This is a genomic window from Streptomyces sp. NPDC026659 (assembly GCF_040638245.1).
Taxonomy (GTDB): domain Bacteria; phylum Actinomycetota; class Actinomycetes; order Streptomycetales; family Streptomycetaceae; genus Streptomyces.
Window position 1 is genome coordinate 345366 of sequence record NZ_JBEZXY010000001.1, and the last position, 19680, is coordinate 365045.

General features: G+C 71.9%; 17 protein-coding genes. 8 read left to right on the forward strand and 9 right to left on the reverse strand.

Features of this window, described 5'->3' with window-relative positions; translation table 11 throughout:
- Nucleotides 1–68: 68 nt before the first annotated feature.
- Together AB0E91_RS01660 and idi are read left to right on the forward strand one after the other, a co-directional pair.
- Nucleotides 69–1007, forward strand: a complete 939-nt coding sequence (locus tag AB0E91_RS01660; RefSeq protein ID WP_361773513.1) for a cation diffusion facilitator family transporter — start codon at nucleotides 69–71, stop codon at nucleotides 1005–1007.
- Between the two features lie 328 nt (nucleotides 1008–1335).
- Nucleotides 1336–1929, forward strand: a complete 594-nt coding sequence (idi, locus tag AB0E91_RS01665) for an isopentenyl-diphosphate Delta-isomerase (RefSeq protein ID WP_161181770.1) — start codon at nucleotides 1336–1338, stop codon at nucleotides 1927–1929.
- A 33-nt stretch (nucleotides 1930–1962) separates the two neighbouring features.
- On the opposite strand, the gene AB0E91_RS01670 is transcribed toward idi, so the two are convergent.
- Nucleotides 1963–2460, reverse strand: coding sequence for an ATP-binding protein (locus AB0E91_RS01670; RefSeq protein ID WP_161181774.1), 498 nt, complete (start codon nucleotides 2458–2460; stop codon nucleotides 1963–1965).
- A gap of 267 nt (nucleotides 2461–2727) precedes the next feature.
- Here AB0E91_RS01670 and AB0E91_RS01675 point away from each other — a divergent pair, with 267 nt between their 5' ends.
- From AB0E91_RS01675 to AB0E91_RS01685, 3 genes are all read left to right on the forward strand, one after another.
- On the forward strand, nucleotides 2728–3483 hold the full coding sequence (locus AB0E91_RS01675) for an enoyl-CoA hydratase/isomerase family protein (RefSeq protein ID WP_361773516.1): 756 nt from the start codon (nucleotides 2728–2730) through the stop codon (nucleotides 3481–3483).
- Between the two features lie 121 nt (nucleotides 3484–3604).
- Nucleotides 3605–3727 carry an LPFR motif small protein gene (locus AB0E91_RS01680; RefSeq protein WP_361773519.1) on the forward strand — a complete coding sequence of 41 codons (123 nt, stop codon included), beginning with the start codon at nucleotides 3605–3607 and terminating at the stop codon, nucleotides 3725–3727.
- Nucleotides 3728–3838: 111 nt separating this feature from the next.
- Nucleotides 3839–6280 (forward strand): Tex family protein, encoded by a 2442-nt coding sequence (locus tag AB0E91_RS01685; RefSeq protein ID WP_361773522.1) that lies wholly within the window; start codon nucleotides 3839–3841, stop codon nucleotides 6278–6280.
- A 70-nt stretch (nucleotides 6281–6350) separates the two neighbouring features.
- Here AB0E91_RS01685 and AB0E91_RS01690 read toward each other — a convergent pair whose 3' ends face one another.
- From AB0E91_RS01690 to AB0E91_RS01705, 4 genes are all read right to left on the reverse strand, one after another.
- Nucleotides 6351–7991 carry an ABC-F family ATP-binding cassette domain-containing protein gene (locus tag AB0E91_RS01690; protein ID WP_361773524.1) on the reverse strand — a complete coding sequence of 547 codons (1641 nt, stop codon included), beginning with the start codon at nucleotides 7989–7991 and terminating at the stop codon, nucleotides 6351–6353.
- A 46-nt stretch (nucleotides 7992–8037) separates the two neighbouring features.
- Nucleotides 8038–9066: an oxidoreductase gene (locus AB0E91_RS01695; protein ID WP_361773527.1), complete on the reverse strand. Its 1029-nt coding sequence runs from the start codon at nucleotides 9064–9066 to the stop codon at nucleotides 8038–8040.
- 174 nt (nucleotides 9067–9240) lie between these two features.
- Nucleotides 9241–10068: an MOSC N-terminal beta barrel domain-containing protein gene (locus tag AB0E91_RS01700; protein WP_361773529.1), complete on the reverse strand. Its 828-nt coding sequence runs from the start codon at nucleotides 10066–10068 to the stop codon at nucleotides 9241–9243.
- Nucleotides 10069–10119: 51 nt separating this feature from the next.
- The gene (locus AB0E91_RS01705; protein WP_361773532.1) at nucleotides 10120–10788 is read right to left on the reverse strand and encodes an O-methyltransferase; all 669 of its coding nucleotides are present in this window, start codon (nucleotides 10786–10788) and stop codon (nucleotides 10120–10122) included.
- A gap of 134 nt (nucleotides 10789–10922) precedes the next feature.
- Here AB0E91_RS01705 and AB0E91_RS01710 point away from each other — a divergent pair, with 134 nt between their 5' ends.
- Nucleotides 10923–11801 carry a winged helix-turn-helix transcriptional regulator gene (locus AB0E91_RS01710; RefSeq protein ID WP_361773535.1) on the forward strand — a complete coding sequence of 293 codons (879 nt, stop codon included), beginning with the start codon at nucleotides 10923–10925 and terminating at the stop codon, nucleotides 11799–11801.
- Between the two features lie 11 nt (nucleotides 11802–11812).
- Complete coding sequence (locus tag AB0E91_RS01715) at nucleotides 11813–12649, forward strand: MOSC domain-containing protein (RefSeq protein WP_361773538.1); 837 nt, start codon at nucleotides 11813–11815, stop codon at nucleotides 12647–12649.
- Here AB0E91_RS01715 and AB0E91_RS01720 read toward each other — a convergent pair.
- A complete protein-coding gene (locus AB0E91_RS01720) occupies nucleotides 12586–14562 on the reverse strand; it encodes a Xaa-Pro dipeptidyl-peptidase (protein ID WP_361773541.1) in 1977 nt (658 codons plus the stop codon). The two genes, AB0E91_RS01715 and AB0E91_RS01720, sit on opposite strands and share 64 nt — an antisense overlap.
- 239 nt (nucleotides 14563–14801) lie before the next feature.
- Here AB0E91_RS01720 and AB0E91_RS01725 point away from each other — a divergent pair, with 239 nt between their 5' ends.
- Nucleotides 14802–16298: a M1 family metallopeptidase gene (locus AB0E91_RS01725; protein WP_361773544.1), complete on the forward strand. Its 1497-nt coding sequence runs from the start codon at nucleotides 14802–14804 to the stop codon at nucleotides 16296–16298.
- Between the two features lie 130 nt (nucleotides 16299–16428).
- Here AB0E91_RS01725 and AB0E91_RS01730 read toward each other — a convergent pair whose 3' ends face one another.
- The 3 genes from AB0E91_RS01730 to AB0E91_RS01740 form a co-directional block, all read right to left on the reverse strand.
- On the reverse strand, nucleotides 16429–17337 hold the full coding sequence (locus AB0E91_RS01730; protein ID WP_361773547.1) for an adenosine kinase: 909 nt from the start codon (nucleotides 17335–17337) through the stop codon (nucleotides 16429–16431).
- Nucleotides 17334–17852 carry a macro domain-containing protein gene (locus tag AB0E91_RS01735; protein WP_361773550.1) on the reverse strand — a complete coding sequence of 173 codons (519 nt, stop codon included), beginning with the start codon at nucleotides 17850–17852 and terminating at the stop codon, nucleotides 17334–17336. The genes AB0E91_RS01730 and AB0E91_RS01735 overlap by 4 nt, the downstream gene beginning before the upstream one ends.
- Before the next feature lie 76 nt (nucleotides 17853–17928).
- Nucleotides 17929–19398 (reverse strand): amino acid permease, encoded by a 1470-nt coding sequence (locus AB0E91_RS01740; RefSeq protein WP_361773553.1) that lies wholly within the window; start codon nucleotides 19396–19398, stop codon nucleotides 17929–17931.
- Nucleotides 19399–19680: the final 282 nt, after the last annotated feature.

Sequence of the window (19680 nt, forward strand, 5' to 3'; positions counted from 1 at the left end):
CGTTGCCCAGGGGGTGTCAGGCGTTGTTCACTGTGAGCCGGTGGGCAGACGGAAGGGCGGTCTTCGGCATGGGGGCAGGGCACGACCACGGTCATGGGCACAGTCACGCGCCCACGGGGACGGCCGCGGCCGCCTATCGGGGGCGGCTGCGGGCGGCGTTGGGGATCACGCTCACGATCATGGTGGTGGAGATCGTCGGCGGCCTGCTGGCGGACTCGCTCGCTCTGATCGCGGACGCGGCCCACATGGCGACCGACGCGGTGGGGCTGATCATGGCGCTGCTCGCCATCCACTTCGCGGCCCGGCCGCCGAGCGCGAACCGCACCTTCGGTTACGCCCGTGCCGAGATCCTGGCGGCCCTCGCCAACTGTCTGCTGCTGCTCGGGGTCGGCGGTTACGTCCTCTTCGAGGCGGTGGAGCGGTTCTTCAGGCCCGCGGAGACCGAGGGCGGGCTGATGATCGTCTTCGGTGCGATCGGTCTGTTCGCGAACTCCGTGTCCCTCCTGCTGCTCATGGGCGGGCAGAAGGACAGTCTCAATGTGCGCGGCGCCTTCCTGGAGGTCGCCGCCGACGCGCTCGGCTCGGTCGCGGTGATCATCTCGGCGGCGGTCATCCTGGCCACCGGCTGGCAGGCCGCCGACCCGATCGCCTCGCTGGTGATCGGTCTGATGATCGTGCCGAGGACGGTCAAGCTGCTGCGCGAGACGCTGGACGTCCTGCTGGAAGCGGCCCCGAAGAACGTGGACATGGCCGAGGTACGCACGCACATCCTGGAGCTGGACGGCGTCGAGGACGTGCACGATCTGCACGCCTGGACCATCACCTCGGGCCTGCCGGTGCTCTCCGCGCACGTCGTGGTCAGCACGGAGGTGCTGAACGCCATCGGCCACGAGAAAATGCTGCACGAACTCCAGGGCTGCCTCGGCGACCACTTCGACGTGGAGCACTGCACCTTCCAGCTGGAGCCCGGCGGCCACGCCGAGCACGAGGCCCGGCTCTGCCACTGACGGCGGGCAACGAGGTCCGTTCTGCCACTGACGGCGGGCAACGAGGTCCGCTCTGCCACTGACGGCAAGCAACGATGGTCCGCTCTGCCACTCACCGCGGGCCCCCAGGGGCCGTGCCCTGCCGCCGGTCCCGGTGGCGTACGTTGACGGTGCGCACCCGTGTGCGAGGGCTTCGCGAGGTTCCCCGCGACGGGCGCCGGGCACGATGTGCTTCCGGGCCCCGCTTCCGCCACACCTGGCACGGGACATGCGGACGTGCCGGGAAGTGCCGGGAGTGCCGGATTCGTACGGCAGACTTGGGGTGCCAAGACCGAGGCGAAGGATGGGTATGCCGATCACACCTGCCACCGAGACGCACAGCTCGTCGAGCGGCACCACACAGCCGATTCTGCTGGAACTCGTCGACGAGAAGGGCGTGACGATCGGCACCGCGGAGAAACTCGCCGCGCATCAGCCGCCGGGGCAGCTGCACCGGGCGTTCTCGGTGTTCCTCTTCGACGAGCGGGGCCGGTTGCTGCTCCAGCAGCGGGCGCTCGGCAAGTACCACTCCCCCGGTGTCTGGTCCAACACCTGCTGCGGCCACCCTTACCCGGGCGAGGCCCCCTTCGCGGCGGCGGCCCGGCGGACGTACGAGGAGCTGGGTGTCTCCCCGTCGCTGCTGGCCGAGGCGGGCACCGTGCGCTACAACCACCCGGACCCGGCCTCGGGTCTGGTGGAGCAGGAGTTCAACCACCTCTTCGTCGGCCTGGTCCAGGAGACCGTGGCCCCGGACGCGGAGGAGGTCGAGGAGACCGCCTTCGTCTCCGCCGCCGAACTCGCGGAGCGGCACGCCCGCGAGCCGTTCTCGGCCTGGTTCCTGACCGTCCTGGACGCGGCCCGGCCCGCGATCAGGGAACTGACCGGCCCCTCGGCGGGCTGGTAGCACCCGGACGGCTCCGGGGAGCCGGGGGCGGTCTCACCGCTGGAGCGCGGGCTTGAGCGGCAGGGCCGCCCAGATCACCTTGCCGCCGCTCGCCGTGTGCTCGACGTCGACCGCACCCCCCGCCTCCCGCGCCACCTCGCGCACGAGCAGCAGACCGCGCCCGCCGGTCTGACCGTGGTCCGCCTCCAGGGCGGTCGGGCGGTAGGGGTGGTTGTCCTCCACCGACACCCGCACCCATTCCGCGCCGACGGCCACCTCCACGGCGAGCATCGGCGACAGCAGCGCCGCGTGCTTGACCGCGTTCGTGACCAGCTCGGAGACGATCAGCAGCAGTCCGTGCGCCACGTCGTCGGCGACGGGAACGCCCTGGCGCAGCAGCAGATCGCGCACCGCGTGCCGGGCCTGCGGGACCGAGGCGTCCACGGTGGCCGCGGTGAACCTCCAGACCCCTTCGTAAGGCAGTGTTCCGGGCGCCGGCCGGGCGCCCTCCTCCGCTGGGCGCGGCACGCTCCCGCGCCCGTGGTTGTCCATCGTCCGGTCGCCACCCTCGCGCTCGATTGTCACCACACCTTGAGTGTTGGTAATGATCGGCTCCGCACCGGATGACTGAACAGAAGTCAGCGGGTATCGAACGTTTCCGACCGTTCTCGTATGACCTGGTCGTCCGGACGACTGTTCCTGTTCCCCGGACGCCGGTTCCCGAACTCTTCGGGTTGTACGGGTTTGGTCCCGGTGTCGATTCGGGCAACGCCACCGGGACTTACGGGCGGCACCGGCCCGGCCGATACGATCCGCCGCATGGAGCCGCAGCTGTCGTACCGGGTCACCGGCCACGTCGCCACCGTCGTCATCCGCAACCCGGCCAAGCGCAACGCCATGACCGCCGCGATGTGGCGGGCGCTGCCCCCGCTCCTCGACCGGCTCGCCGCCGACCCGGACGTACGGGCGCTGGTGCTGACCGGCGAGGGCGGGACCTTCTGCGCGGGCGCCGACATCTCCTCGCTCCGGGAGGGCGCCCAGGAGGCGCAGGGGCTCGCGGTGGCGGCGGAGGAGGCCCTCGCCGCGTTCCCGAAGCCGACGCTCGCCGCTGTCCGGGGGCACTGCGTGGGCGGCGGAGCCCAGCTCGCGGCCGCCTGCGATCTGCGGCTCGCGGAGGAGGGGACGCTGTTCGGGGTGACCCCGGCGCGGCTCGGCATCGTCTACCCCGCCTCCTCCACCCGGCGCCTGGTGTCACTGGTAGGTTCGGCGACCGCCAAGTACCTGTTGTTCTCGGGCGAGTTGATCGACACCGAGCGGGCCCTGCGCACCGGTCTGGTGGACGAGGTGCTGCCCGCCGGGGAGCTGGACAAGCGGGTGGACGGGCTGACCGGGGTGCTGGTGTCCCGCTCCCGGCTCACCCAGGCGGCGGCGAAGGAGTTCGCGGACGGCCGCACCGACCGCGACGCCCACTGGGCGGAGCAGGCCCGCGCCTCGGCCGACACCGCCGAGGGCGTCACCGCGTTCCTGGAGCGGCGGACGGCCCGGTTCACCTGGAGCGTGCCCGCGCCGGAGTGACCGGGGCGCGGGGCTTGGGCGGCGGCCGACGGGGTACCCGAAAGCGGCCTACGGGGTACCCCGAGCGGTCCGGACGCCTTGTCCGGAAGCCCGTGAGACCCCTGAGAAGGGAGAGCCGATCGTGTTCCGTGCCATCGCCGACGTACTGGGCCGGATCGGCGGAGCCGTCGCGACCGTCGTCACGCTGCCGTTCCGAGCGCTCGCCCGGCTGTTCGGGGGCGCCTCGGGCGGCAGCCGCGCCTGACCGGCGGCCGCCGGTGGCGCCGACGGGCCGCCGGAGCGCCCTGCCGTCCGGATGTCGGTGTCACCTGCCACAATTGCCGCGCAACCTCAGTGGAGAAGGCGGTACGGGATCGTGACGACACCCCTCACAGCGTCCATCGAAGGCAGGATCGCCGGGGAACTCGGCGTACGGGAGCGGCAGGTGAAGGCCGCGGTGGAGCTGCTGGACGGCGGTTCGACGGTGCCCTTCATCGCCCGCTACCGCAAGGAAGCGACCGAGATGCTCGACGACGCGCAGCTGCGCACGATCGAGGAGCGGCTGCGCTATCTGCGGGAGCTGGAGGACCGGCGGGCCGCGATCCTGGACTCGGTGCGCGAGCAGGGCAAGCTCACCGAGGAGCTGGAGGCCGGCATCCGGGGCGCCGAGACCAAGGCGCGCCTGGAGGACATCTATCTGCCGTACAAGCCGAAGCGACGCACCAAGGCGCAGATCGCGCGCGAGGCGGGTCTCGAACCGCTGGCCGAGGGGCTGCTGACCGACCCGTCGGTCGACCCGGCGGCCGCCGCGGCCGCGTTCGTGGACGCGGACAAGGGTGTCGCGGACGCGCAGGCCGCGCTGGACGGCGCGCGGGCGATCCTGACCGAGCGGTTCTCGGAGGACGCCGACCTGATCGGTGAGCTGCGCGAGCGGATGTGGACGCGCGGGCGTCTCGCGGCCAAGGTGCGCGAGGGCAAGGAGGAGGCGGGCGCCAAGTTCGCCGACTACTTCGACTTCACCGAGCCGTTCACCGCACTGCCCTCGCACCGCGTCCTCGCGATGCTGCGCGGCGAGAAGGAGGAGGTGCTCGACCTCGTCCTGGAGCCGGAGGAGCCGACCGAGGGTCCGTCGACGTACGAGGGCTTCATCGCGACCCGGTTCAACATCGCGGACCGGGGCCGCCCGGGCGACAAGTGGCTGGGCGACACGGTCCGTTGGGCCTGGCGCACCCGGGTCCTGGTGCACCTCGGCATCGACCTGCGGCTGCGGCTGCGCACGGCCGCCGAGGACGAGGCGGTGAACGTGTTCGCCGCCAACCTGCGCGACCTGCTGCTCGCCGCCCCGGCCGGCACCCGCTCCACGCTGGGCCTGGACCCCGGTTTCCGTACGGGCGTGAAGGTGGCCGTGGTCGACGCGACCGGCAAGGCCGTCGCCACCGACGTGATCTACCCGCACGTCCCGGCCAACAAGTGGGACGAGGCGATCGCCAAGCTGGCGCGCCTGGCCAAGGAGCACTCGGTCGACCTGGTCGCGATCGGCAACGGCACCGCGTCCCGCGAGACCGACAAGCTGGCGACCGAACTCATCGCCAAGCACCCGGAGTTGAACCTCACCAAGGTGATGGTGTCGGAGGCGGGCGCGTCGGTGTACTCGGCGTCGGAGTACGCCTCCCGCGAGCTGCCCGGCATGGACGTGTCGCTGCGCGGCGCGGTCTCCATCGCGCGCCGTCTCCAGGACCCGCTGGCCGAACTGGTGAAGATCGACCCGAAGTCGATCGGCGTCGGGCAGTACCAGCACGACCTGTCCGAGGTGAAGCTGTCGCGTTCGCTGGACGCGGTGGTGGAGGACTGTGTGAACGGCGTGGGCGTGGACGTCAACACCGCGTCCGTGCCGCTGCTTTCGCGGGTGTCCGGCGTCTCCGCCACCCTCGCGGAGAACATCGTGGCGCACCGCGACGCCAACGGCCCCTTCACCTCCCGCGCCCAGCTGAAGAAGGTCTCCCGGCTCGGCCCGAAGGCGTACGAGCAGTGCGCGGGCTTCCTGCGCATCCGGGGCGGCGACGACCCGCTGGACTCCTCCAGCGTGCACCCGGAGGCGTACCCGGTGGTGCGGCGGATGGTGAAGACCACGGGCCAGGAGGTCGCCTCGCTGGTCGGCAACACCGGGGTGCTGCGCTCGCTGCGTCCGGCCGACTTCGTGGACGACACCTTCGGGCTGCCGACTGTCACGGACATCCTCAAGGAGCTGGAGAAGCCGGGCCGCGACCCGCGTCCGGCCTTCAAGACGGCCACCTTCAAGGAGGGCGTGGAGAAGATCTCCGACCTGTCCGCCGGGATGGTGCTGGAGGGCGTGGTGACGAACGTGGCCGCCTTCGGCGCGTTCGTGGACATCGGCGTCCACCAGGACGGTCTGGTGCACGTGTCCGCGATGTCGAAGACCTTCGTCAAGGACCCGCGTGACGTGGCCAAGCCGGGTGACATCGTCAAGGTGAAGGTCCTGGACGTGGACATCCCGCGCAAGCGGATCGCACTGACGCTGCGGCTTGACGACGAGGCGGCGGCGCAGGGGCAGGACGGCGACGACCGGCGGGACGGCGGCTCCCGGCCGCCGCAGCAGCGACGGGGCCAGGGCGGCCGCCAGGGCCAGAACCAGGGCGGCCGTCAGGGCCAGGGCGGTCGGCAGAGGCAGGGCGATCGGCAGGGGCAGGGGCGCGGTGGTGACCGGGGTGGCCGTCAGGCGCCCGCGCCCGCCAACAGCGCCATGGCGGACGCGCTGCGACGCGCGGGTCTGCTGAACCCGGGCGACGGGCGGGGCTGAACCGTCTTCGGTGCCGGGCGGGTGCACACCCCACCCGGCACCGTGACCCGGTGGGGGCCGTACGACCTGTCTAGCGCTCGGTGACCTTGCCGTCGGCGACCTCCAGGTGCCGGTTCACCTGGACCGCGTCGAGCATCCGGCGGTCGTGGGTGACCAGGAGGAGCGTGCCGTCGTAGGCGTCGAGGGCAGACTCCAGCTGCTCGATGGCGGGCAGGTCGAGGTGGTTGGTCGGCTCGTCGAGGACGAGCAGGTTGACGCCCCGGCCCTGGAGGAGGGCGAGGGCGGCGCGGGTGCGCTCGCCCGGGGAGAGGGTCGCGGCGGGGCGCAGCACATGGTCGGCCTTCAGCCCGAACTTGGCGAGCAGCGTACGGACCTCGGCCGGCTCGGTGTCGGGCACGGCCGCCTGGAACGCGTCGAGCAGGGTCTCGGGGCCGTGGAAGAGGCCGCGTGCCTGGTCCACCTCACCGACCAGGACGCCGGAGCCGAGCGCGGCGTGTCCGGCGTCCAGCGGGACGCGGCCGAGGAGGGCGCCGAGCAGGGTGGACTTGCCCGCGCCGTTGGCGCCGGTGACCGCGATGCGGTCGGCCCAGTCGATCTGGAGCGTGACCGGGCCGAAGGTGAAGCCGTCGCGCCGTACCTCGGCGTCCCGGAGCGTGGCGACGACCGCGCCCGAGCGGGGCGCGGAGGCGATCTCCATGCGCAGCTCCCACTCCTTGCGGGGCTCCTCGACGACCTCAAGGCGCTCGATCATCCGCTGTGTCTGACGCGCCTTGGCGGCCTGCTTCTCGCTGGCCTCGCTGCGGAACTTGCGGCCGATCTTGTCGTTGTCGTTGCCCGCCTTGCGCCGGGCGTTCTTGACGCCCTTGTCCATCCAGGAGCGCTGCGTCTGGGCACGGTCCTGGAGGGCGGCGCGCTTGTCGGCGTACTCCTCGAAGTCCTCGCGGGCGTGCCTGCGGGCGACCTCGCGCTCCTCCAGGTAGCCCGCGTAGCCGCCGCCGTAGAGGTTGATCTGCCGCTGGGCGAGGTCGAGTTCGAGGACCTTGGTGACCGTGCGGGTGAGGAACTCGCGGTCGTGGCTGACGACGACGGTGCCCGCGCGCAGACCGGTGACGAAGCGCTCCAGGCGCTCCAGGCCGTCGAGGTCGAGGTCGTTGGTGGGCTCGTCCAGCAGGAAGACGTCGTAGCGGGAGAGCAGCAGCGAGGCGAGTCCGGCGCGGGCCGCCTGGCCGCCGGAGAGGGAGGTCATCGGCCGGTCGAGGTCGACGGCGAGGCCGAGCGATCCCGCGACCTCCTCGGCCCGCTCGTCCAGGTCGGCGCCGCCGAGGTGCAGCCAGCGGTCCAGGCTGGTGGCGTAGGCGTCGTCGGCGCCGGGCGCGCCGTCCACGAGCGCCTGCGTGGCCTCGTCCATGATCCGCTGTGCCTCGGCGACGCCGGTACGACGGCCCAGGAACTCCCGCACGCTCTCCCCCGGCCTGCGCTCGGGCTCCTGCGGCAGATACCCGACGGCGGCGGTGGGCGGCGACAGCCGCAGCTCACCGTCCTCGGGCGGGGTGAGCCCGGCGAGGAGCCTGAGCAGCGTGGACTTGCCCGCGCCATTGGCTCCGACCAGCCCGATCACGTCCCCGGGCGCGACGACGAGGTCGAGCCCGGAGAAGAGGGAGCGGTCGGCATGCCCGGCGGCGAGGTCTTTGGCGACGAGGGTGGCAGTCATCAGGGGGTCGATTTTAATGTCCGGCCGGGTGGGGCGCGGCCAGGCGTCAGGGAGCGACCGGCGCCGTCAGGACCGTCCCCGTCGTACGGGCCACCACGTACGCGTTGCCGCGCACCGCTCTCGGGTCCAGGGGGAGGTGGTGGCTGCCCGGGGGGAGGACCTCGTCGAGGAGTTCGCGGACGTGGACGCGGTGGAGGCGGTCGCGGCGGTAGGCGAGGAGGCGGACCCGGCAGGGGGTGGCCACGTCGAGTACGGCGGTGTGGCGGTCGGCGGTCAGGGTGGTGATCCGGCGGGGGCGGAGCGGGTCGCGGTCGAGTGCCTGCTCGGTCTGGGCGACGAGGAGGGGGACGATCGGCGCGAGGGCGTCCACATGGGCGGCGGAGACACCGGACCGCGCGAACGCCGCGTGGACGGCGGCCCGTTGGACCTCGGGGACACCGGGGGCGTACAGCACGGCGTCGTAGCGGCGCAGTTCCGCCGCGGGTACGTCGTCCACCTCCGGGGTGACGTCGGCGCCGACGCCGGTGCCGCGCAGGGCGGCGGCCAACCGGGCGGGGACCCCGGCGCGAGGGCCGATCACCAGGACGTGGGGGCGGGGTGCGGGTGCCGCGTCGGGGCGGTCGAGCAGGGCGGTGAGGGCGGCCCGGTAGGCGGGGCCCCGGAAGCGGAACGGTCCGGTGCCGCCGTACCCGTCGCGCACCGGCTCGGCGCGCTCGCCGTCCTGCCAGGCGAAGTCGCGCCAGACGACATCGCCGCCGTCGCGCTCCACGACGGCGGTCAGCGCCCCGCAGGCCAGATCCGCGCACTCGGCACACCCGTACACGACGAACCGCCCCCCGGGGAGCGGGGGTTCGCCCTCGAGGAGCAGCCCTCGCACCTGCGCGGCGAGCACCTCGGGCGGTACGTCGGAGGCGAGCGGGGTCACCGCGTCCAGGTCGGGGAACCGGAACAGCAGCGATTGCCCGTCCACGACGAAGTCCGTGAAGTCGCGGTGGATCTGATAGCCGCCGTCGGGCAGCACGCCGCCCGCGCGGAACGCCGGTACCAGGCCGAAGGTCGCGTAAGCGGCAGACATGCTGCGAGTATCCCGGCGCCACCGCGATCGGGAGCCCGTCGGGAGCGCAGTCGTGGGACGGCCGTCGGACGGTGGCCGGAATTCCCTTGGTCCGCACAGGGCAACGGCCGTACGCGCGAGCGAGGGCGTACGTGTTCGTACGACGCTGGACGGCCTCGTCGGCCCGGTCTCCGCCTACAGCTCCGACTCGCCCCACCGGCCGACGACCACCTCGTCCCCCACGGACACCTTGCCCGGACGCAGCACGGCGAACTTCGTGCCGAACGCGACTCCGCCCTCCGCCGCACGGCGATATCCGGCGAGGGTGCGCAGTGGTTCGGGGCCCGATCTCGCGCCGGTCTCCTGGTCGACCATGGTGACGGCGCAGCGGATGGCGAGCTTGGCGTACCCGAGTTCGGCCGCGCCGAGGGTCAGGAGCTGGGCGCGGTCCTCGGTGTGGGGTGCGGCCCAGCCGTCGATGACGATGTTGGGGCGGAAGCGGCTCATCGGCAGCGGGGCGGCGCCGTGTTCCGCCAGTCTCCGGTTCAGTTCGTCCAGGGTGGCGCGGGAGACGATGTGCAGGGCGCAGCTGTCGGCGTAGCCGGAGGTGCCCGGCGTCCGGCCGTCGGTCACCCGGTCGTGGTCGGGCGGTACGCGGACCAGTCTGCTGGGCGCGCCGAGCATCTGGGACAGCCAGCCGGCCACCGTGTCGCCCTGGTCGATGCCCCGGTAGGCGGTGCCGAACAGGTCGACGGGGCGGGCGGGACCGGACGCGTTCACGGGGATGCGCACGGTGCCGTGGCCGGGTGCGTGGAGGGCGAGTTGATCGCCGGCGGGGTCGATCTCGGGTTGAATCCCAGCCAGTTGGGGGTCTCGCCGCTGGGTGCGGAAGACGCCCTCCTCGCTGACGACCATGAAGCTGCGGTCGTGCGCGAGTCCGGCGGGCGCCAATTGGGCTTCCGCCACCGGGACTCCGGCGCAGCCCTTGACGGGGTAGTACGTCAGGTGGGTGACGGTGGCCATGTGCGCCTCGGGCTGCTCGGTAGCGGGTAACTCGTTTTCTGGGTAAGTCGGTTACTCGGTGACGAGCGCGAGCGTGAACCCGTCGTACCCCTTGGCCCCGACGGTCTGGAGCGTGGTGGCGGTCAACTGCGGGTGCTCCGCGATGAGTTCGGTGAAGTCGCGGACTCCCTGGACGCGGGGGTCGGCGCTCGCCGGGTCGGTCACCGCGCCCTCCCGTACGACATTGTCCCCGATGATGACGCTGCCGGGCCGGGTGAGTCGCAGCGCCCAGCGCAGATACTCGGGGTTGGACGGCTTGTCCGCGTCGATGAAGACCAGGTCGAAGGGGCCCACGCCCTCGTCCGCGAGCACCGGCAGGGTATCGACGGCCTTGCCGACGCGCAGGTCGACCAGGTGGCCGACCTCGGCGCGGGCGATGTTGGTGGCGGCGACCTCGGCGTGGTGCGGGTCGGCCTCCAGGGTGATCAGCCGGCCGCCCTCTGGCAGGGCGCGGGCGAGCCAGATGGTGCTGTAGCCGCCGAGGGTGCCGATCTCCAGGATCGAGCGGGCGCCCTGGATACGGGCCAGCAGATGCAGCAGCTTTCCCTGGTTCGGGGCCACTTGGTGGGGCGGAAGTCCGGCCGCCTCGCTCTCCTCCGCCGCGCCCCGCAGCGGGGCGTCCTCCTCGACCAGCAGGCCGTTGAAGTAGTCGTCCACGGCGTTCCAGAGTTGCTGCGACACGGTGGGTTCCCTTTCGATACCGACCAGGTTCCGAAAGGGAACCTACTATGGGCGCACGGCGGCCTGTCAACGGCTTCCGGCGGCGCGTTCCTGGGGAGTCACGACGATGGGACCACGACGATGAGGCCACGACGATGAGGCCACGGCGCGAGGCGGACGACGCCTGCGGCATCGCACAGGCGGCCGCGGTGGTGGGCGACTGGTGGAGCCTGCTGGTGCTGCGGGAGATCGCGCGCGGCCATGTGCGCTTCGACCGGCTCGCGGAGGAGCTGGGCGTCTCCCGCAAGGTCCTCGCGGAACGACTGCGCGCGCTGACCGACCACGGAGTGCTGGAGCGCCGCCGCTACCAGGACCGCCCGCCGCGCCACGAGTACGTCCTGACCGAGCAGGGCCGCGGACTGCTGCCCGTCCTGGTGTCGCTCCAGGACTGGGCGGACCGCTGGCTCCTCGGCGACGGCACGCTCACCGGGCAGGCGCCCGACGACGGCGCGGAGGCACGGCGGGTCGCGGCCCTCGTCGGTGAGCGCGTCCCCGCGGGGGTGCGCCTGCCGGGCACGGACGGCGCCGCGCACGACCCGGTCTCCCCCACCGCCCGCGCGACCGTCCTGTTCGCCTACCCGGCCACCGGCATACCCGGACTCCCCGTCGACCCGGCGCCCTCGACCGTCCCCGGCAGCGCGGGCTGCACACTGGAGAACCGCCAATTTCGCGCGGCCTGGCCCGAGTTCGAGAAGGCCGGTGTCGCCCTGCACGGGATGAGCACGCAAACCCCGGCGGAACAGGCCGCGTTCGCCCACGCCGAGGAACTGCCCTTCCCCCTCCTGTCCGACGACCGGCTCCAGCTGACCGCCGCCCTACGGCTGCCGACCTTCCGCGCCGGGCAGGACCTGCGCATCAAGCGGATCATCCTGGTCATCGACGCCGAACGGACCTTCCGCCACGCCCTGTTCCCGGTCACCGACATCCCCGCCGCCGTGTCCCGCAGTCTCGACCTCGCCACCGCCTGTCGGTGATGATCCCGGTCATGGCGACTGTGACGGCGTTGCGCCGCTACCCGGTGAAGTCCATGCTCGGCGAATCCCTGACCAGCGTCGCGGTCACCGCACGCGGGCTGCACGGGGACCGGATGGCGGCTGTGCTCGACGAGACGGGGGCGGTCGGTTCCGCCAAACATCCGCGCAAGTGGGGCCAGTTGCTGTCCTGTCGGGCGACCCTGGCCGACACGGTGACGGTCGAGCTGCCGGACGGTACGGAACTCTCGCCGGGCGACCCGGAGTTGAACGCCCGGCTGTCCAAGCTGCTGGGCCGCGAGGTCTTCGTGTCGGACGATCCGGACCGGGGCGGTGGTGCGCTGGAGCGCGCGGTGCCCGCGTACGAGGGCGGGCTGCCCGACGTACTGCGGGACACGGCCCGTACGGACGCCACCGGTGCGGCCGTCACCTCCGGGCGGGTCGCGCCGGGGACGTTCTTCGACTACGGCAGGGTCCATCTGGTCACTACGGCGTCCCTGGAGCGGCTGCGTTCGGCGTACCCGGGCGGGGACTTCGACGCGCGCCGCTTCCGGCCGAACCTGGTCGTCGACACCCCCGATGCCTCGGGCTTCCCCGAGGACACCTGGCTCGGCGGCCAACTCCGCGTCGGTGAGGCCCTGTTCCGGGTCGTCGTGGCGACGCCCCGCTGTGTGGTGCCCACGCTGGCCCAGGCCGGCCTTCCGGCCGACCCGGGCATCATGCGTACCGTGGCCCGCGAACACCGCGTTCCGGTCTTCGACTTGGGCCGTCTGTCCTGTGTCGGTGTCTACCTGGACGTACTGGAACCGGGCACGGTCCGGCGGGGCGACGAGGTGCACCTGTCGCCGTGACCGGTCGCGCACTCCGGGGTGCCGACGACGGTGAGGGTGCGTGCGACGGGCGCTCCGGTGGTGGCCCGGGCGAGGGCCTTGGGGCCGCCCTCCAGCGGGAGTTGAGCCCTGGTGCGGGAGAGGTCGAGGGTGAGGGTGGGGCGGGTGGACGGCGGTTCGATGAGGTCCTTGTCGGTGCCCGCGACGATCAGGGCCAGCCGGTGTCCCGCCGGGACGACGTGGTCGGTGGCGGCCAGGTCGAGGGTCATGGTGTAGGCGCGGCCCGGGGTGAGCGGGACGCCCTTGGCGAGCGAGGCGTGGTGGCCGAGATCGGCCCAGCCACGGCTGACGACGGTGGCGTCGACGTGCACGGTCTTGGCCGCCGTCGCCTTGAAGCAGGCGCTGTCCCCTGCCGTGCTCTCGCCCCAGCAGGTGCGGTCGGCGAGGGTGGTGATGCCCTCGGCGCTGTCGGCGTAGTCGCGGATGGTGTCCGGGCCGAGGTCGACCAGCACGGCGGACAGGTGGGCCGAGGCGGTGCTCGGGGTGGCGGTCACGGTGACCCTGGAGGAGCCGGAGATCCGCAGCGGGCCGGTGAGTGCCGGGGTGACGAAGGCGGCCTTGTCGGGCGTGGACTTCGTGAGGTCAGCCGCCCAGTCGGTCTCGCTCCGGCTCGGGTCGTCGGTGAACGTCTCGGTGCCGGTGGCCCTGCCGAGGCCCAGGGTGCCGACGCCGGGGGTGGCGCCGCGTCCCGGGTACAGGGTGGTGGTCCGGGTGTCGCGCGGCGGCCAGACGGCGGAGGTGACCCACTGGTCCGGGTGGCGCTCGATGTCGGCCATGGGCTCACGGTCGATGCCGTTGTCGTAGCCGAGGAGTTCGTGGTCGAACCAGCGGTGCAGGGTGTCGACCCAGGCGCCGCGCCGGTAGTCGAAGGGGTCGACGTGACCGGTCTGGGAGAGCCAGATCTTGCGCTCGACGCCGTGCTGCGCCAGCGCGTCCCACCACTGGCCGAAGTGCTTGGTGCGGACGTTGAGGTCCTGCATCCCGTGCACCAAAAAGACGCTGGCGCGGACCTTGGCCGCGTCCTTGACGTAGTCCCGCTCGGTCCACAGCCCGGTCCAGTCGCCGCTGGCGGGGCTGCCGTCCGCGAGCTTCTTCTGCACGGCCGCGCAGTGGGCCTGGGCGGAGGCGCTGTCGACGTATCCGGCCAGCTCGTCGGGGCCGCCGTCGTAGAGCTGGGCGCCCTGGGCGAAGTAGTAGTCGTACCAGGAGGAGATGCCGCTGATCGGCACGATGGTCTTGAGGTTCTTCACGCCCGTGGCGGCGACGCCGTTGGCGATGGTGGCGTCCCAGCTCTTGCCGATCATGCCGGTCGCGCCGGTCGTCCAGCTCGCCTTGACCGGTGTGCCGCCGGTGCGGCTGGTGTAGGCGCGGGCCCGGCCGCCGAGCCAGTCGACGACGGCCTTGGCGGAACGGATGTCGGAGCGGCCGCCGACGTCCACGCAGCCGTCGCTGCGGTTGGTCCCGGCAAGGTCGACGCCGACGAAGGCGTAGCCGCGCGGCACGAAGTAGTTGTCGTAGAAGAGCGGCATCTGGACGACGTGACCCTGCGCGTCGTACGTCTTCAGCTGGCTCTCGTTGCCTCGTCCGCAGCAGGAGTAGTAGGGGCTGGCGTCCATGATGACGGGCACCTTGCGGCCCGCGCGGGCGGCTTCGGAGGGGCGGACGATGTCGGCGGCGACGCGGTCGGTGCGGCCGTCGCCGTCCCCGTCCAGACCGGTGTCCACCCACACCGACTCGCGGACGGCGTGCGCGTACGAGTAGACGGGCCTGCTCTCCCGGGGTGCCGCCTGGGCGGCGGCCGGTACGAGGAAGACGGCCGTCAGGGCTGCGACGGCCAGGATCGCGAGCGTTCTCCACAGCGTGCGAATCGGCATGGGCGGACGGTACTCCGGTCAACTGCCGTGCAGAAGGGGGCGCTTCGAGGCGGGGCGTGTCCATTCAGGTGAGGGTGGCGTGCCGGTTCGGGGGAGAGCCGGGGCACGGGCCGGGGCACAGGCCGTGGCATGTCGGCCGAATGGCGATCGTGTGACAGGAGCGGCCGTGGACACCCGCGTGGCCACGGGGACTCAATAGGCTCCGAACAGACTTTTGCTACCGACGACTTGGAGCTGACGTGCACCGCAGAATCATCGCGCCGGGCGCGCTGGCCGCGGCCTCCCTCCTGCTGGCGGTCCCGGCGTCGGCCGCGACCTTCACACCGGGCGCGCCGGGCATCGGTGACCCCTACTACCCGTCCTACGGCAACGGCGGCTACGACGTCGCGCACTACGACCTCCGCCTCCAGTACCAGCCGAAGACGGACGAGCTGGAGGGCACCGCGACCATCCTCGCGAAGACCACCCAGGACCTGTCCAGCTTCGACCTGGACTTCCTGCTCGACGTGAGCGAGGTGCGGGTCAACGGTGTGAAGGCCGCCTTCGCCTCCTCCGGCGAGCACGAGCTGGTCGTCACGCCGAAGACCCCGCTGCCGAAGGGGACGCAGGTCACCGTCGTGGTCCGCTACAGCGGCGTGCCCTCCACGAAGAGCGCGTACGGCTTCACCACCTGGCACCGCACCCCCGACGGCGCGATCGCGGCCGACGAGCCCGAGGCCGCCTGGTGGTGGTTCCCGAGCAACGACCACCCGAGCGACAAGGCCACCTACGACGTCTCGGTGGCCGTGCCGGACGGCACCCAGGCCATCTCCAACGGCGCGCTGACGTCGACCAGTTCGAAGCTGGGCTGGACCCGCTACAACTGGCGCCAGGACAAGCCCCAGGCGACGTATCTGGCCACTCTGGCCCTCGGCCGCTTCGACATCACCACCTCCACCTCCGAGGGCGGGGTGCCGGTGATCAACGCGTACAGCAAGGACCTCGGCGACAACGACGGCGCCGCCCGCGCCAGCGTGGAGCGCACCGGCGAGCTGGTGGACTGGCTGAGCGGCTACTTCGGCCCATACCCCTTCTCGTCGGCGGGCGGCTACGTCCCCAACACCACCACCGGTTACGCGCTGGAGACCCAGACCCGCGTCTACTACAGCCCGAAGCAGTTCGCGGCCGGTTCCAACACCTCGGTCGTCGTCCACGAACTGGCCCACCAGTGGTACGGCGACGACGTCTCCCTCAAGGGCTGGAAGGACATCTGGATCAACGAGGGCTTCGCCCGCTACGCCCAGTGGCTCTGGTCCGAGCACGAGGGCGAGGGCACCACCCGCGAACTCGCCGACTACGTCTACGCCTCCCACCCGGCGGACGACCCGTTCTGGACGGTGAAGCCCGGCGACCCGGGCCCGGACGGCCAGTTCGACCTCGCCGTCTACGACCGCGGCGCCCTCGCCATCGAGGCCCTCCGCCACGCCGTCGGCGACGACGCCTTCTTCGCCGTCCTCAAGGGCTGGCCCAAGTCCCACGCCTACGGCAACGCCTCGGTCGCCGACTTCCAGCGCTACGCGGAGGAGGTCTCGGGCAAGCCGCTGTCTTCTCTCTTCGACACATGGCTCTTCGAGCCGTCGAAGCCCGCGGCGCCTGCGACGGGGGCGGTGTCGCTCGCGCGGAGCGCCGGCGGAGAGGTCGCGCAGCCGAAGTCGTGGAAGAAGATCGAGGCGACGAACGAGGTGCACGGGCCCTGAGTCCCGCGCCGGACGGCGTGCCCGGCGAGCAGTCCGTGCCGTCCCGGCCGATCGCGTTCACGTGGTCGGCCGGGACGGGCCGCTCGCCCGCGCGCGCCGACCGGCCCGATCACGCCGCCACCCGCGCCGCTCAGCCCGCCGGGACGGCAGCCACCAACTCGTCCCGGCCGATCGCGTCCACCCGGTCCGCCTGCACCGTGCACGCGTACGCCCCCGCGACCGCACCGTACCGAGCGCACCGCTCCGGCGGCTCGCCGTTCAGGTGGCCGTAGAGGAAGGCCGCCGCGAAGGCGTCCCCCGCGCCGTTGGAGTCCGTGACCGGGGCGGGTGGGACGGCGGTGGGTATGTGGGTCGGCTCGCCGTCCGACAGGAGGTACGCGCCCTCGGCGCCCGCCGTGACGACGACCGTCCGGGCGCGGCCGTGTTTCACGATGTGGCGCATCGTGGACTCGGGGTCGGACAGGGCTGTGGCCGAGAGAAAGACGAGGTCGGCGGCGAGGGCGAAGGGCTCGTGGTAGGGGTTTTCGCCGTCCCAGTCGTGGAGGTCGGTGGAGAGGGGGACGCCGGTCTCCAGAAGGAGGGGCAGGGCTTCGGCGCAGGGGTGGGTGATCGTCACGTGGACGTGCCGGGCGGCCGAGGCGAGGGGGCGCAGCACCTCTGCTGGGAAGCGGTCGTCGGGGTGGGCACGGCTCGTGTCGTAGAGGGAGAGGCGGCGGCCGTCGGGGCCCACCAGGTTGACCGCGCGTTTCGTCCCGGCGGGTTGCGGGAGCGCCGTCAGGGCGATGCCGCGTTCGGTGTGCAGGGTGCGGACGAGGTCGCCCTCGGGGTCGTCGCCGAGGAGGTCGAGGTGGTGGACGCGCAGGCCGAGGGCGGCGAGGCCCAGGGCGACGAAGTCGCCGGTCTGTCCGGCCCGGGTGCGGATGCCGGAGTCGATCATGTAGCTGTCGGCGTAGGGCAGCGGCAGCTCGGGGACGGGCACGATGGTGTCCACTCCGGCGCCGCCGAGTACCAGTACGTCGATTCCGTCCCGCACGGTCATGGACCGTCCTCCCCGTGGTCGTACACCGTCACCGGGACGCCCCGCCGCACCAGCCGCTCGGTGATCAGCGGCTCCACGCGCGGCCAGCTCCCGCCCGCCAGGCCGCAGCCTATGCGAGGCATGTGCACGGAGGCACCGAGTTCGATCACTTGGCCGGCGAGACGGTCGAGGGCGGTGTCGATCGCGTCGTAGCGGACGGGGGCCGGGGCGGTCCTGCCGGGTCTTCTGACGCCGTGCTGGCCGATCATGTTGGCCACCCACAGGTCCGGGGCGACGGGGACGAGCCGGATCGCGCCCAGGCCGAAGTCGTTGCCCGCGCGGTCGCGGTACCAGGCGCGGTAGTCCGCCTCGGGCTCCGGCCAGCGCCCGGAGAGGGCGGCGACGAAGCCTCTCCCCCAGCCGCCGACGTCGTTGCAGACGTGGGCGATCACCCGTGCGCCTCCCGCACACGGCTCGGTGGCGTCACCCCGGACGTAGGTGATCCCCGAGAGGATCTCCGAAACGATCTCCGACATGACGCCACCGTAACGGCGGCCACTGACAACGCCGCCCACCTGCGCTTCTACGGGGCCCAGGCAGCCCTGAGGACGGCTACTTCGCCAGTTCCGCCGGCTCCTCCGCCGCGTTCCGGGCGACCCGCCCCCGTACCCCGTACCAGCCCGCGACCAGCAGCGCCGCGATGACCGGGATGAGCAGCAGGGTCTTGCGGCCCACGTCCGGGTCGTTCCACATCATGCCGAGGCAGACCAGCAGGAAGACGATCGTGGCGATCTCCGTGACCGGGCTGAACTTCAGCTGGAAGTGCGGCCGGGTGACCTGACCCGCGCGGGCGCGGCGGACGAAGATCATGTGGCAGATCATGATGATCACCCACGTGCTGATGATGCCGAGGGAGGCCACGTTCAGCACGATCTCGAAGGCCTGGCTGGGCACGAGGTAGTTCAGGCCGACGCCGAGCACGCAGACCGCGCAGGTCAGCAGGATGCCGCCGTAGGGAACCTGACTGCGGTTCATGCGGGCGGTGAACTTCGGCGCGGAACCGGCGGTCGCCATGGAGCGCAGGATGCGGCCGGTGGAGTACAGACCGGAGTTCAGCGAGGACATGGCGGCGGTCAGCACGACCAGGTTCATCACGTCACCGGCCGCCGGAACGCCGATCTTGGACAGCACGGTCACGAACGGGCTCTGGTCGGCGGAGTACACCGAGCCGGGCAGCAGCAGGGCGAGCAGCACGACCGAGCCGACGTAGAACAGGCCCACGCGCCACATGATCGAGTTCACCGCGCGCGGGACGACCTTCTCGGGCTTCTCGGTCTCACCGGCGGCGACGCCGACCAGTTCGAGCGCGGCGTACGCGAAGATCACGCCCTGCATGACCAGGACGACGGGCATCATGCCGTGCGGGAAGATGCCGCCGTGGTCGGTGACGACGCTCAGGCCGGGCTGATGGCCGCCCACGTCGTGCTGGGTGGCCAGCAGGAAGATGCCGACGAACATGAAGGCGACCAGCGTCGCGACCTTGATGATCGCGAACCAGAACTCCATCTCGCCGAAGATCTTCACCGAGATCAGGTTCACGGTGAGCACCACCGCGAGGGCGATCAGCGCCAGCACCCACTGCGGGATCGGCGTGAACATGCTCCAGTAGTGCGTGTAGAGCGCGATCGCGGTGATGTCCGCGATGCCGGTGGTCGACCAGTTCAGGAAGTACATCCAGCCGGCGACGTAGGCGCCCTTCTCCCCGAGGAACTCGCGCGCGTACGACACGAAGGAGCCCGAGGAGGGGCGGTACAGGACCAGCTCGCCGAGCGCCCGCACGACGAAGAAGGCGAACACGCCGCAGACCAGGTAGGCGATCGCGAGCGCGGGGCCCGCGTTGTGCAGACGGCCACCGGCGCCCAGGAAGAGGCCGGTGCCGATGGCACCGCCGATGGCGATCATGTTGACGTGACGGGGCTTGAGGTCCTTGCTGTATCCGGCGTCGCCCGCGTCCGCGGGCGTCTGGGACGCCTGGGCCGCCTGTACGGCGGCCGGTGCCGATTCCACGGCTTCCTTGCTCACGGGTCGTTCCACTCTCTGGTGCGCCCGGACCGCGTAGGCCCGGGGTCCTGACAATTCGGCCCACCCCGCCTCGGTGTGTCGCGGTTCAGACCAAGGCAGCAGCTTCCCAGAGAGATCACCCGTAATGCGGTGGTCCACGTCACAGAGCGGCACTTCTCACACATCCTCCCCGGCTTTCACAGCTCCGGTACGGCGGCGATGCCACCGCGCAGGGCGACGGCGGCGATACTGCTGCGCATGACGACGGTGGCGATACTGCTGCGCATGACGACCGAGGACGGC